A 14,022-nucleotide genomic window follows, 5' to 3' on the forward strand; every position below is an offset into this window, starting at 1 on the left:
CGTTACTCAGTTCACAAAAACAATGAACAAACACACTGAAAATGAAAATTTAATTTTCTTTATGTAATAAATGAAATAATAGATTTCAATTATTGCGACGCATTGCGCAACGCTGATAACTCAAGGTTTCAATCATGTTATTTCGTTATATAGTGAATACCACGATGGAGTACTCACTGAGCTGCTCCTTTATAATTTCGACAGGTAACTTGCTATGAACTCACCTTTTCTGGTAACACCACACTGGCTGGCAGAAAATATTCATGATGCCAACATCGTTATTCTGGATGCCAGAATGTCACCACCAGGATTAATACCTAAGAGAGATATTCGAGCTGAATTTGAGCAGGGGCATATTCCTGGCGCGGTTTATTTTGATATTGACGCAATAGCAGACCACAGCACCGATTTACCTCATATGCTGCCATCCCCCCAAGTATTCAGTGAAATGGTTGGCCAATTAGGGATCAATGAGCAGCAGACATTGGTTATTTATGATGATGGCAACCTGTTTTCTGCTCCGCGGGTTTGGTGGACGTTTCGTACATTTGGCGTAAAAAAAGTACATATTTTAACGGGCGGTATCAGCGGATGGCTACAGTCTGGATTTGCATTAGAAAGCGGGCCAACTGACCGCTCCCCAGAAATATTCAATGCGACATTCAACGCTGCTGCGGTTAAAAATGCTGAACAGATTTTAGCCGCACTTGGCGATAGTGAGATACAGATTCTAGACGCACGCCCGATGGGGAGATTTAACGCTCAGGAACCAGAACCTCGACCAGGCCTGCGCTTAGGGCGCATTCCTGGAAGCATTAATGTTCCCTGGGGGAGCATGGTTGAAAACGGTAATTTGAAATCGCCACAGGTGCTGGCAAGTATTTTTGCTGCTCAAGGCGTGGACTTGAGCAAGCCCATTATTACCAGTTGTGGTTCTGGCGTGACCGCCGCCGTTGTTGCTCTGGGATTAGCGGCAGTCAATGCCCCTACAGTCTCATTGTATGATGGTTCTTGGGCTGAGTGGGGTGCATCTGATTCACTGCCTATTGATAACAAGAAACTGCCATAAAACTAGCCTATACCATAAGACAGTTAAATAGCGACTAGGCCACGGACACCCTCAAGCTCCATATCGGTGCCGTGTCCTCGCTGGATAATTTTGCCACGAGACATCACTAAATAATTATCGGCCAACTCCGCAGCAAAATCATAAAACTGCTCTACCAACAAGATAGCCATATCTCCTTGGGCCGCTAATTTTTTGATGACTAATCCAATCTCTTTAATCACTGAGGGCTGAATTCCTTCTGTGGGTTCATCAAGAATTAACAGCCTCGGTTGGCAAGCCAATGCCCGGCCAATCGCTAGTTGTTGTTGTTGCCCACCAGATAAATCCCCGCCACGGCGATACTTCATCTCCTGCAACACAGGGAAGAGTTGATAAATATGCTCAGGGACTGTTTTACTTTGTGAGTTTGGGAAACGCGAAAGCCCTAATAAAATATTCTCTTCGACAGTGAGTCGGGGAAATATTTCCCGCCCTTGTGGCACGTAGGCAATTCCCCCTTTGACTCTCTGATGGGGAGATTGGTGGCTAATGTTTTTACCTTCCCAAATAATGCTGCCATTTCTGGCTGACACTAATCCCATCAGACATTTGAGTAATGTTGTTTTACCTACACCATTTCTACCCAATAAGCATGTCACTTCACCCACCGCAGCCTCAAATGACAAGCCGCGCAATATATGACTGCCACCATAATATTGATCGAGTTCATTTACTTGCAGCATATATTATCTCCCAACGGATCCAGATAACTGCTTATCACCAAATGCTAAGTATCACGGTGACTAGTCGTTCAGAATCAAGACATGATCCCAAATACAAAGGGGTAAAGTAACAATAAGTCAGAGCAACTCAGCGCCCCAAATAAACCTCAATCACTTGCTCATTAGCCTGCACCTCTGCCAATGTCCCCTCAGCTAATACCTGCCCTTGATGCAACACTGTTACATGGTCGGCAATGGTCTCAACAAATCCCATATCATGCTCCACCACCATTAAGGAATGTTTACCTGCCAACTGATTAAACAACTCTGCTGTATAAGCAGTTTCTGCATCAGTCATCCCTGCTGCTGGCTCATCCAAAAGAAGCAAATGCGGGTCTTGCACTAATAACATGCCGATTTCAAGAAACTGTTTTTGGCCGTGCGATAACAAACCGGCAGGGCGCTGCCGCATATCAGCTAAGCGCAATATGGCTAATGTTTCATCAATTTGATCTCGCTGTTCACTACTCAATCTGGCACACAAACTTGCCCAAACAGTTTTTGTGCTTTTTTGTGCCAACTCAAGATTTTCAAAGACACTCAGCGCCTCAAATACTGTCGGTTTTTGGAATTTTCGCCCAATACCCGCCTGTGCAATCTCAATCGTATTCATTGCCAAAAGATCATGATGTTGGTCATACATCATTTTGCCACTCTGTGGTCGCGTTTTACCGGTGATGACATCCATCAATGTTGTTTTACCCGCACCATTCGGGCCAATAATGCAGCGCAACTCCCCAACACCAATTTGCAATGAAAGATTTCTCAATGCATGAAAGCCATCAAAACTGACATTGATCTCTTCCAGTGTCAGCACGGGGTCTCGCTGCTGGCGGTATTTGTCTGCTGCATGCTGCACAACCCCGGGTTCTTGAGCAATGATTTCGGGGTAAATTAGTTGTTCAGTTATTTGAAATCGGCTCATTTATCTTTCCCCCGACGCAGTAAACCAATAACACCTTTAGGCAAGAACAAGGTCACCAGAATAAATATCAAACCAAGGAAGAACTGCCAATATTCCGGCATTGCCATGGTAAACCAACTTTTTGCACCATTAACAATCCCCGCCCCCAGTACCGGGCCGATCAAAGTACCACGTCCACCAAGCGCTACCCAAATTGCGGCTTCAATAGAGTTGGTTGGAGACATTTCGCTGGGATTGATAATACCAACCTGTGGCACATATAACGCACCAGCTAAAGCACACAGCACCGCAGAAAGTGTCCAGACAAACAATTTGAAACCTTTGGGGTCATAGCCACAAAATGTCAGGCGGTTTTCAGCATCTCGCACCGCGGTTAATACTCGACCGAATTTGGTTCGCGCTAACGCAAAGCCTAATGCCAGGCTGGCGATTAACAGTATGAGAGTGGCGAGAAACAGGGCAATGCGTGTTGATGTCGCTGACACTGAAAAGCCTAATATCGTCGTAAAACCAGTAAAGCCATTATTGCCACCAAAACCCGTTTCGTTGCGAAAAAATAGCAGCATCCCTGCGTAAGTGAGTGCTTGTGTCATGATGGAAAAATAGACCCCTTTTATTTTGGAACGAAAGGCAAAATAGCCAAAAACAAAAGCCAATAAACCGGGTACGAGTACAATCAAACACAGCGCCCACACAAAATATTGGCTACCACTCCAAAACCACGGCAACTCACGCCATGACAGAAAAGACATAAATGCAGGCAGGCCCTCTCCTGCAGCCTGTCGCATTAAGTACATGCCCATAGCATAACCACCGAGGGCGAAAAATAAGCCATGCCCCAGTGACAGTAACCCGGCATAGCCCCACACCAAATCTAGTGCAATTGCGACCACCGCGTAACACAGAATCTTGCCGATAAGTGTTAGGGTATAGGTTGAAATTGCCAATGGATTATCCATTGGTAACAAAGCCAGAAAAGGAAGAGTAATCAATAAAATAAGTACCACCACCCCCAGTGATAGAGTGAGAGTTGGTGCTTTTTGTGTCATCGTAATCGCCAAAGGTTGATTCATTAGTCACTCACCCTGCCCTTGAGAGCAAACAGACCCTGTGGTCGTTTTTGAATAAACAAAATGATCAGCACTAAAATTAAAATTTTGCCGAGCACTGCACCAATCTGAGGTTCCAGAATTTTATTCAGCATTCCCAATCCCAGTGCGGCAACAACACTACCTGCTAGCTGCCCTACGCCGCCGAGTACCACCACCAAGAAAGAGTCGATGATATAACCCTGCCCTAATTCCGGGCCGACATTCCCCAACTGTGATAGTGCTACGCCCCCCAATCCGGCGATACCGGAACCCAGTCCAAATGCCAACATATCGACTCGCCCTGTCGCCACACCACAACACGCCGCCATTGCGCGGTTCTGGGTGACTGCACGTACTTGTAATCCGAGACGAGTCTTATTCAGTAACAGCCATGTGAGCAGCAATACAATCACCACAAAAACAATCACCGCAATACGATTCCAAGGTAAAACCAGATTCGGCAAAACCTGTATCCCTCCCGATAACCAAGCCGGGTTAGCAACCTCTAGATTTTGTGCACCAAAAATCATCCGTACACTCTGAATCAACATTAGGCTGATGCCCCACGTTGCCAATAAAGTTTCCAATGGTCGGCCATACAAATGACGAATGATTGTTCGCTCTAAAGCCATACCAATTCCTGCGGTAATAAAGAAAGCGACGGGTAAAGCGAGCAATGGATATAGTGCCAGCCAGTGAGGGGCAAAATGTTGGAATAAGGATTGCACTAAATAAGCGGAATAAGCCCCCAGCATGAGCATTTCGCCATGAGCCATATTAATGACACCTAGCAAACCATACGTAATGGCTAATCCCAGCGCGGCTAACAACAGGATAGACCCCAGTGATAGCCCACTAAATACCTGCCCGATGATATCCCCAACCATCAGCCGATGTTGTACTTGTTTTAGACTACTGGCAGCCGCAGTACGCACTTGCTCATCAGGTTCTACCTTGATGTCCGTTAAACTTTGTAGCCGAGACTGAGTCTGAGGCGAACCCGATTGCCCCAGTAACTGCACGGCATTCAGGCGTACCTGAGGGTCACTATCAGTGAGCTGCAAATTGGCAAGCGCAATGCTCAATGCCTCTTTCACTTTATTATCAGTTTCTAATTTCAGACGCTGATTAAGTAATAACAATTGACTGCTTTGCGCCTGTTTCTGTAACTCTTGGGCTGCAAGCAAACGAACCGATGGGTCCTCACTAACTAACCGTTGAGCTGACAACGCATTAGCAATCAGGGTACGTAATCGGTTATTAAGCCAGATTTTTTTCGGTATATCAGTGGGTTGTGCCTGACCCTCTAGAGGTGTGAAAGTCTGATTATTTTGGATAAAAGCTTGCCCGGCGCCATCAATCACCAACGTTTCTTGCTTCAGCGCTTGCAATAAGGGTAACCGGCTAACATCGGGTTCTGTTGCCCACTGCTGCAACATAATGGCCTGCTGTGAACGATTGGCTGCAACAAAATCATGGGCAGGCCCTGCGACTGCTAGTGCCGATATCCCCATTAACAAACCGATTATCGGTCTGAGCAAATAATTAGCTGCTCTACCCCAAAATGGAATTAATGATTTCATAGGCCCACTCATCACAGGTATTTGGCAAAGGAGAAACGGAGCCAACTTAACCTGGCTCCGGAGTGTCACCGCTATTGCGTGCTTTTCACTGGATGATCCGGTTTTTTATCATTTCCGGCGATAAATGGGCTCCATGGCTGCGCCCGAATGGGCGCATCAGTCTGCCATACCACATTGAACTGTCCGTCAGACTCAATTTCGCCAATCATCACCGGCTTATGTAAATGGTGATTGGTTTTGTCCATCGTCAACGTAAAACCGGACGGAGCCGGATAGGTCTGCCCGGCCATGGCCGCTCGAACTTTATCTACATCGGTTGATTTGGCTTTTTCTACCGCCTGAGCCCACATATGCATGCCTACCCAAGTTGCTTCCATCGGGTCATTGGTGACTGCTGTATCTGCATTCGGCAAGTTGTGTGCTTTGGCATATGCTTTCCATTGCTCAACAAATTTCTTGTTAGTTGGGTTATCCACGGATTGGAAATAGTTCCAGGCCGCAAGATTGCCCACTAATGGCTTAGTATCAATGCCACGTAACTCCTCCTCTCCTACGGAGAAAGCAATAACCGGTACATCGGTCGCTTTAATACCCTGATTAGCTAGCTCTTTGTAGAAAGGAACATTTGAATCACCGTTGATGGTAGAAATAACCGCCGTTTTGCCATCAGCAGAGAATTTCTTAATATTGCCGACAATAGTTTGGTAATCGCTATAACCGAATGGAGTATATATTTCCTCAATGTCTTTATCTTGGATACCTTTCGTATGCAAGAAAGCACGCAGAATTTTATTCGTAGTCCGTGGATATACGTAATCAGTGCCCAGTAAAATAAAGCGCTTCGCCGCACCACCATCTTCACTCAATAAATATTCTACAGCAGGGATAGCTTGTTGATTTGGTGCGGCCCCCGTATAAAAGACATTCGGAGACATTTCTTCACCTTCATATTGCACCGGGTAGAACAGTAAGCCATTTAACTCTTCAAATACGGGTAATACTGATTTACGAGAAACTGAAGTCCAGGCACCAAAGACAACAGCAACTTTATCTTGTGTTAATAATTGCCGTGCTTTCTCAGCAAATAAGGGCCAGTTGGATGCCGGATCGACAATAACTGGCTCAAGTTGTTTACCTAATACACCGCCATGAGCATTAATATCATCAATACTCATCAATGCCATATCTTTCAGTGGTGTTTCAGAAATAGCCATCGTGCCGGACAACGAGTGCAAAATACCCACTTTGATAGTATCAGCAGCCAGTGTGCCAAAAGCCACACCCATGCTGATGACCGAAGCTGAGAGTGCAAAAACTTTAAATAAGTGACGGTGTTGCATAGCGTTAACCTCTGGTTGTTGAGTAAAAACACACAAGATTGAATTACTCAGCGCAATCGCCATGCCAGTTTTATATCTTAATAATTTAATTGAAGATTATAGATATTATGGCCAAATAGCCTGATATCCCCCCCAATATCTGCACCATTAATGAGCAGCTGACGAGCACAGATAGTGCAATAAAGTGAAAAGTAAGGTATGACAGAAGATAAGCAGAAATGGCTTAATTTAGAAGTTAACAGAGATAATATAGTGAAGAGGCTATGGCGTTAATTAACGAAAAACAGGAATCGCTTATTGCCATTCCTGTTTTCTTGAGTGGTAATTTATACCAATAGACGGGTTTACTTCTTAGGACCACGTATACGTAATGTCAAACCTTTCAAGAAATAACGCAATACCTGATCACCACAAGGACGGAAGTTTTTGCTCCCTTCTTTACGGAACAAGGCATTTAACTCAGGTTTGGATACTGGGAATTCAACGGCATTAAAAACATCGTGCATATCAGTGTCTTTTAACTCAAATGCCACACGCAGTTTTTTGAGCACAATATTGTTAGTAATGACTGGCTCTACCGCAGGTGCCGGGAACTTGTCATCTTTACCACGTCGAAAGAAAATCAGGCCATTAAGGAAATGTGCCATCACCAGATCAGGACAATCCTGATAGCCAGCTTCATCTTCTTTTTTAAGAAAATTAACGACATCCGCATTGTTCACATCAAAATCCGCCAGCTTAATGATTTCTGTTATCTTGGTATCGTTTACGTTAAGCATGTAGCGAACACTACGGAGCACATCGTTGTTGATCATATTACTGCCCTATTCCTATTATGTAGATTAGACGTGTGCGAATATCGCAAGAAAAACAAAAAATCTTCTTTAACGTCTAGCGGGCAGTATTGTATAGATCAAAGCCAATTTTCTCAATGTAAATCTGATTAATGATAAAGCACTCAATAGACCAATAATAACGAAATATAAATAACAAACTCAGAAAGCACATTTATTTATACATGCGATTCATAATGAATTATTAGATATATCAATAAAACACTCTAGCACTAATATATTAATTTCAGTCATGTGTTTTAATACTATTAGTGGGTTGGTAAAGTGCAATTTCTTCACCAATAATATATTTCTTGCGTAATGTTGCAGAGATCTTATCCATGACCATTACTACAACAACCATTATCAATGTGATAAACATGACCACGTCCCAATTCCATAAGCGCATATTTTCGGCATAAACCAAACCAATCCCTCCTGCTCCTACGAAACCAAGCACGGCAGCTGAACGGGTATTGGATTCAATTTGATAAAGGCTAAGGGCCAAAAAGGTTGGAAAGGATTGAGTAAAAATACCAAAGCGCTGTTTTTGTAAGGCATTGGCTCCCATTGCGGTTAGGCCGCGGTTAGGTGATTTATCGACAGCCTCATGCCCTTCAGCATAAAGTTTTCCTAGCAGCCCCATATCTTGCATAATTATTGCGAGTACCCCCGCCAGTGGGCCCATCCCCACTGCACGCACAAATATCAGCCCCCAAATAGCCATGTCGATACCTCGGAAAATATCCAAAAAACGACGAACTATAAATGAGATAATACGCAAGCCCGGAGCCGACATCACATTTCGTGCTGCCAGAAATGACAACGGTAAAGCCATTAAGGTTGCTGTGAGAGTACCAGCAAAAACAATCGCCAAGGTAATAAAGATCTGACCAAAATAATATTTAAATGGCCAATTAATAAAATCATGCCAAACAAACATGCGTAAAAAGTAGCGGCTTATTTGCTGACTACCATTAACGAATGCTTGCCAGGAAATACCAAAAGTCTTGAAGAAAAAAAGATAGTATAAAAAAATACCTATAGCGATGATTGCGACCCACCGAAGATAGCGCCTCTGTTGTAAGAAAATGTGTGGATGCTGCTGTTTTAGCATTGAAAGCTGATCCGCACTCAAATGATGGGTCAACATTATGAAACTCCTTCCACAACTCGCTTACGTAATTTACCAGATGTGTAATCCAGTAATGAAACCACAATAATAATCAGTAGTAACGTCATACTGACTTGGTCATAGCGATCTAATTTTATTGAGGTCATTAATTCTTGCCCTATACCGCCCGCTCCCACCAATCCTAAAATTGTCGATTGACGAAAATTAATTTCCAGACGCATAAAGCTATAGGAGAGAAATATAGGTTTTACTTGTGGCCAAAGTGCAAAGCGCATTCGTTGTAATTGACCTGCCCCACAAGCTGCCAGACCACGTACAGGTTTATCCGATGCTGTTTCTAATGATTCATAAAACAACTTGGTTAAACTGCCAATAGTATGCAAAGCCAAAGCTAAAAAGCCGGGAATAGCCCCGATGCCAAAAGCCATTACAAACATTACTGCCCAAGCTAATTCTGGCATGGTACGTAAAAACGCGACAAATGTGCGAATAGATAATCGCAACCACGCTGGGCTTTGGGTATTACTTGCAGCCAAAAAAGCAAGAATAGTGGCAACAATAACCGATAAAATAGTTGAGGCTACTGCCAATTGCAGCGTTTCCCAAATCAGGGGTAACTGAATTGGCAGACGATACCCCCAATAAGCCAAAGAGCCTTCCGTACGACCATCTGCAAATAGAGAGTGCCAGTGGAGTATGGGTATCGTTTCGCCCAGATAATCAAAAAAACTCGGAATAGAAACAAAAACAGTATGTAAATTAAACTCAGCAATACTCCCCGCACCAAGATAGATAATTGCCAGCATCAATGACCAAATCAACGTTTCACGTTTTTGTTTAGAGCGAATCTGCTGATAGTAATGGTTAAAGTCTGTATTCAAAATTAGCTACCACCTAAAAGCAATAGCTCCGGATTACCGGAGCGATACCCTGCAACGTCAGGTATGCAGGGTATATTTTTGTCCGCAGAACCGATTTAACGGTCGCCTTTAGTGAGTTCGCGCTTCATATCAATAATCGTTTGATATTCGCTCAATGATGTTTCACCAATATGCTGTTTGCCACCCATAGCTTTAATGAAGCAACCATGATCTTCTTTATCGAGTTTTTTTACCGCAGCGACTAATTGGGCTTTAAATTCAGATGGTAATGCGCTACGAACCAATATTGGGCCATTAGGAATAAGTGGGGACTGCCAAATGATACGAATTTGTTTCATTAAATCAGGATGATCCATACGAATCATGCGAGTGAATGCGCCACTGGTATAGCCGGTATTGTAATCACCAATCATGGAGGCCCAAGTCACTGCGCCATCAAATTGACCATTAATAACACCCAGAATATCTTGCTCATGACCACCAGAGAATGTGACACTAGAGAAGAAATCGTTATATTTATTATCTGGTGTTCCACCAAATTTCTGTTTAAAACTCTGATTAGGGATCAAGAATCCTGACGTTGAATCTGGATCAGCAAAACCAAATGCTTTGCCTTTTAAATCTTCAATTTTCTGATATGGACTATCTGCCTTTACCACCACGACGGAGTGATAACCGCGTGATTTATCAGTATCGTCAATTGCAATACCTACAATATCTACAGCTTTAGGATCTTTGATATAAACAGATGCAAAGGAAGAAGGAGACATACTTAAGACTAAGTCAATTTTTCCGCCTAATAAACCTTGAATAACCCCTGAGTAGTCAGATGCATTATGCAGATTTGTTTTTACGTTTAATTCTTTATCCAAGAATTCTTTGACACACATATTATCGCCAATTTGCTGCGTTGCATTTTGCCCGCCAAGAATACCCAGATTAATTTCTTTTGGTGCATCCGCTGCAGTGGCATTAAATACCATCATACTTGCCACTAATGAGGTAAGACAAAGTACTTTTTTCATTAGATTAACCTATTCTGATAAGGGGATAAGTGGGAATTAATGCAAAAGGTCTGTTGATTCGTCGCTATATATATCCTGAATAACAGTATCGTTCAGCATTGATGGATGCCCATCAAAAACAATCCTTCCATGAGCAATACCAATTACTCTTGTACAATAATCTTTAACTAAATCGACAGAATGTAAATTGACGACAACTGCTATATCATTTTCACTTATTTTCTGTAATGTATTCATTATACGAGTAGTGTTTTTGGGATCTAGAGATGCCACGGGCTCATCTGCCAATAATATTTTTGGGTTTTGCATCATGGCACGACAAATAGCAACACGTTGCATTTGGCCACCAGAAAGATTTTCTGCTCGCTGTAAAGCGTGGGGTAACATATTAAGCCATTGCAACAACTCAATTGCTCTGGCCCTATCCTGTTCAGCAAATATTTTAAAAAATGATTTTAGTGTCGAGGTATAACTGAGGCGGCCCAATAAAACATTGGTAATAACATCAAGCCGGGGAACCAGGCAGAAATCTTGAAAGATCATGCCACACGTAGCCCGCCACTTTCTCATCTGTTTTGTCGTTAATGCAGCGATATTTTGTGTGTCACCATTGTCATGATAATTAATGATTTCACCAGCACTGCTGGGAATAGTGCCGTTCAAAACATGTAGCAAAGTAGATTTCCCGGCACCAGAACGGCCAATTATTGCTACAAACTCACCGGCATGAAGTTCAAAATTAACATCATCCAAAACTCGGTGCTGCGATTTGTATGCTTTAACTAACCCTTTGACAGCAAGTAGCTTTTTACGTGGTTCTTGCACCGTAACTGGATATTCAGCCACAGTGAATTTACGCAATGCCTGGCCCATATCATGTCTCTCAGATTGCCTGTAGTCATGAGCCATTAACGAATATTTCTATTGCATATTGATGATAGTTTTATGAGAAAAAGGTGACAAAAATTTGCCACCTTTCTCTATTTTATTGAATACGTATTTTGGCAAATACGTCTCTTTTGATTCATGCCTATATCAGTGACCAATGAGCATTTAAAACCATTGTCATCTGTATATTCATCTCATCTAACTTCTTAATTTTCGGTAGACAAACAGGACTACCAGTGAGCCGATGACGGCAACAACGAAGCTGCCAAGGTTAAATCCATCAACCTTACCCATACCAAAGAAGGTACTAATATAGCCACCGACTAGTGCACCCACCACACCAAGGATGATGGTCATGATAAAACCACCACCATCTTCTCCAGGCATAATCCATTTAGCCAGAATACCGGCAATAAGACCAAAAATAATCCAAGATAGTATGCCCATACAACCTCCATAAATTAATTTTCACTGATAGCTGATTTGACTACCCGGCTAATGACAGCCACTTTCCATTTTGCTTTTAGTGTTAAAACGCAGCATCTCAAGCAAACATTACAGTCTCAACCTGACTGACTCATAACCCCTATCATCATTAAGTTAAGACCTGAATAACAAAATCTGCAAATCAAACCAGCCATGTTCCGCACAAATTAAATAATAGGCTCACGGGGTGTAAAAATATGATTAACATCCCGTTGTTGCAGTTTTTTCAGCAAATCATGCCCACCGTTTGGCACAGCATGAGCAGCCTCTCTTTCATTGGCAAAAATAGGGCTAGCCCAATATATATTGACCGGTTCACCTTGCTGAAGAGGTAATATAAGATTGTCAGCATCAGCATAAAGCTCTGATGATAAAATATAGCCTTCATATCCTTGAGGAGCGGCAGTTGATTCCAATGTATGTCCTTCACCCAGCCACGTTATTTTGCTCCAAGGAACATGGGCAAATCCGGCGAGTGCACTCGCCATCTGGATAGCGTTCTCTTCATTAACATATTGGCTATCAATCGCTATAGCCATTTCCAGATGCCGGTATTTGGCCGCATCATCATTGAATAATATTTCAACCCAAGGTTGAGGGCGAATACTCACCCCCAATGTCAGAAAATAATAGATTCCTGCTTTTTCATGCTGAGAGATAGCCATAGGCGGCCACTTTCCTTGATCGATGGCATAATATTTCACCGACGGGCCAAAATGTTGTTCATAGCATTGAATATATTCAGACTGTAATGCAGGCCAAGGATTCCCCTCTTCCTGTTGCCAAACACGCCAGAACTGGCGTGTTTTTTGAGCCTGAGCATATTGTGTATTGGTTGAGGCTGACCCCAAAGGTAAAGTCAGAGGGTTATCTTTAATACAACTGGCTGAATAACAAACGGAGTGATCAATATATAAACTCCAGCCAGGAATAATTGCCAACAATTGTCCCTGATACCATAATGCAGCCCCATCATCGCTTTCTGACCAGACTATTGAAATAAACTGCGCATCAAGTTCAGCCTCACCTGCAACATTGCGGCAAAACTCTGCCGCCAACCGCGGAGCCAACCCCTGCTCGAGGGCAGCGTTATCAGCCGATAAAGGAGCAGCAACCAAATTTCTTACCCAACAAGCGCGTACCGGAAAACGCTCTTCAAACGCCTCTTGTGGATAAATATAGAAATATACAACCCGTTGGTCTTGTTGTACCACTGCCACGAGTGTCTGGTTTTCATTACTGACTTCAGCCAGTACCTCGGATTCTTTCATATCGCCTCAACTGTATCGGCATAGGATTTCAGGCTAAACACACCGCATTGCCTATTGTAAAATAAGTTTGTTATCGGGATACGCATAATCCCACGTTAATCACTGTATGCTGAATAATGTAAAACATGCGAAGACTAAAACATAACGATAGTGTAAAACGACTTATCCCTTTAAATCATCACCAAAAGTCTCAAAAAACCTTGTATCTGTATAAATATCTGAATGAAGTATTTCTATAATTGATTCAATATGTTTCTACTGAGCCGCTGTCAAATAATGGGATATCACATAGATATTAATCACAAACAGTTGATAGTCTGCCATCCACTTTCACGCTAAAATAAAACAATTATTCATTGCAGAATTGAAGGTTCACATATGGCATATATACCGAAGAATTACGCCCGTTTGGAAAGCGGTTATAGAGAGAAAGCCCTGAAGATTTTTCCGTGGGTTTGCGGTAAATGCTCACGGGAGTTTGTCTATTCCAACCTGCGGGAGCTAACGGTTCACCATATTGATCACGATCATAGCAATAACCCCGAAGATGGCAGTAATTGGGAGATGTTATGTCTCTTTTGTCATGATCATGAACATTCAAAATACACTGAAGCGGATCTCTATGGTTCAACCGTGATCGCCGGCGATGATGCACAGAATGAGCAAGGTGTCGCTACCCATAACCCATTCGCAAATTTGAAATCTTTGATGAAGAAATAAGTCTATCTGGCCGT

14 protein-coding genes are annotated in these 14,022 nt (G+C 42.8%); 2 read left to right on the forward strand and 12 right to left on the reverse strand.

What is annotated here, in order from left to right:
- The first annotated feature begins 214 nt into the window (after nucleotides 1-214).
- Nucleotides 215-1,069, forward strand: coding sequence for a 3-mercaptopyruvate sulfurtransferase (sseA, locus tag ACIOG0_RS14975; protein WP_050098775.1), 855 nt, complete (start codon nucleotides 215-217; stop codon nucleotides 1,067-1,069).
- A 23-nt stretch (nucleotides 1,070-1,092) separates the two neighbouring features.
- Here the strand turns inward: sseA and urtE are convergent, their stop codons facing one another.
- From urtE to ACIOG0_RS15035, 12 genes are all read right to left on the reverse strand, one after another.
- Complete coding sequence (urtE, locus tag ACIOG0_RS14980; RefSeq protein WP_050098777.1) at nucleotides 1,093-1,791, reverse strand: urea ABC transporter ATP-binding subunit UrtE; 699 nt, start codon at nucleotides 1,789-1,791, stop codon at nucleotides 1,093-1,095.
- A gap of 127 nt (nucleotides 1,792-1,918) precedes the next feature.
- Complete coding sequence (gene urtD / locus ACIOG0_RS14985; RefSeq protein ID WP_128451740.1) at nucleotides 1,919-2,755, reverse strand: urea ABC transporter ATP-binding protein UrtD; 837 nt, start codon at nucleotides 2,753-2,755, stop codon at nucleotides 1,919-1,921.
- Nucleotides 2,752-3,828: an urea ABC transporter permease subunit UrtC gene (urtC, locus tag ACIOG0_RS14990; RefSeq protein WP_128451739.1), complete on the reverse strand. Its 1,077-nt coding sequence runs from the start codon at nucleotides 3,826-3,828 to the stop codon at nucleotides 2,752-2,754. The genes urtD and urtC overlap by 4 nt, the downstream gene beginning before the upstream one ends.
- The gene (gene urtB, locus ACIOG0_RS14995; protein ID WP_145579898.1) at nucleotides 3,828-5,429 is read right to left on the reverse strand and encodes an urea ABC transporter permease subunit UrtB; all 1,602 of its coding nucleotides are present in this window, start codon (nucleotides 5,427-5,429) and stop codon (nucleotides 3,828-3,830) included. Before urtB ends, urtC begins: the two co-directional genes overlap by 1 nt.
- A 71-nt stretch (nucleotides 5,430-5,500) precedes the next feature.
- A complete protein-coding gene (gene urtA / locus ACIOG0_RS15000) occupies nucleotides 5,501-6,769 on the reverse strand; it encodes an urea ABC transporter substrate-binding protein (RefSeq protein ID WP_050099223.1) in 1,269 nt (422 codons plus the stop codon).
- A 344-nt stretch (nucleotides 6,770-7,113) separates the two neighbouring features.
- The gene (locus ACIOG0_RS15005) at nucleotides 7,114-7,584 is read right to left on the reverse strand and encodes a DUF1456 family protein (protein WP_004713424.1); all 471 of its coding nucleotides are present in this window, start codon (nucleotides 7,582-7,584) and stop codon (nucleotides 7,114-7,116) included.
- Nucleotides 7,585-7,849: 265 nt separating this feature from the next.
- Entirely contained in the window at nucleotides 7,850-8,755 is a 906-nt protein-coding gene (gene phnE / locus ACIOG0_RS15010; protein WP_128451737.1) for a phosphonate ABC transporter, permease protein PhnE, read from the reverse strand.
- Nucleotides 8,755-9,618, reverse strand: coding sequence for a phosphonate ABC transporter, permease protein PhnE (phnE, locus tag ACIOG0_RS15015; protein ID WP_050098786.1), 864 nt, complete (start codon nucleotides 9,616-9,618; stop codon nucleotides 8,755-8,757). Before phnE (ACIOG0_RS15015) ends, phnE (ACIOG0_RS15010) begins: the two co-directional genes overlap by 1 nt.
- Nucleotides 9,619-9,713: 95 nt before the next feature.
- Nucleotides 9,714-10,643 (reverse strand): phosphonate ABC transporter substrate-binding protein, encoded by a 930-nt coding sequence (gene phnD, locus ACIOG0_RS15020; protein ID WP_128451736.1) that lies wholly within the window; start codon nucleotides 10,641-10,643, stop codon nucleotides 9,714-9,716.
- A 36-nt stretch (nucleotides 10,644-10,679) separates the two neighbouring features.
- The gene (phnC, locus tag ACIOG0_RS15025; RefSeq protein WP_128451735.1) at nucleotides 10,680-11,516 is read right to left on the reverse strand and encodes a phosphonate ABC transporter ATP-binding protein; all 837 of its coding nucleotides are present in this window, start codon (nucleotides 11,514-11,516) and stop codon (nucleotides 10,680-10,682) included.
- A gap of 213 nt (nucleotides 11,517-11,729) precedes the next feature.
- Nucleotides 11,730-11,978, reverse strand: a complete 249-nt coding sequence (locus ACIOG0_RS15030) for a GlsB/YeaQ/YmgE family stress response membrane protein (protein ID WP_050098790.1) — start codon at nucleotides 11,976-11,978, stop codon at nucleotides 11,730-11,732.
- A gap of 206 nt (nucleotides 11,979-12,184) precedes the next feature.
- Nucleotides 12,185-13,288 (reverse strand): suppressor of fused domain protein, encoded by a 1,104-nt coding sequence (locus tag ACIOG0_RS15035; protein WP_050141020.1) that lies wholly within the window; start codon nucleotides 13,286-13,288, stop codon nucleotides 12,185-12,187.
- Between the two features lie 378 nt (nucleotides 13,289-13,666).
- On the opposite strand from ACIOG0_RS15035, the gene yajD reads away from it, so the two are divergent.
- Entirely contained in the window at nucleotides 13,667-14,008 is a 342-nt protein-coding gene (gene yajD / locus ACIOG0_RS15040; protein ID WP_050098793.1) for an HNH nuclease YajD, read from the forward strand.
- Nucleotides 14,009-14,022 lie beyond the last annotated feature (14 nt).

This window comes from Yersinia vastinensis, assembly GCF_044905075.1.
Lineage (GTDB): Bacteria > Pseudomonadota > Gammaproteobacteria > Enterobacterales > Enterobacteriaceae > Yersinia > Yersinia vastinensis.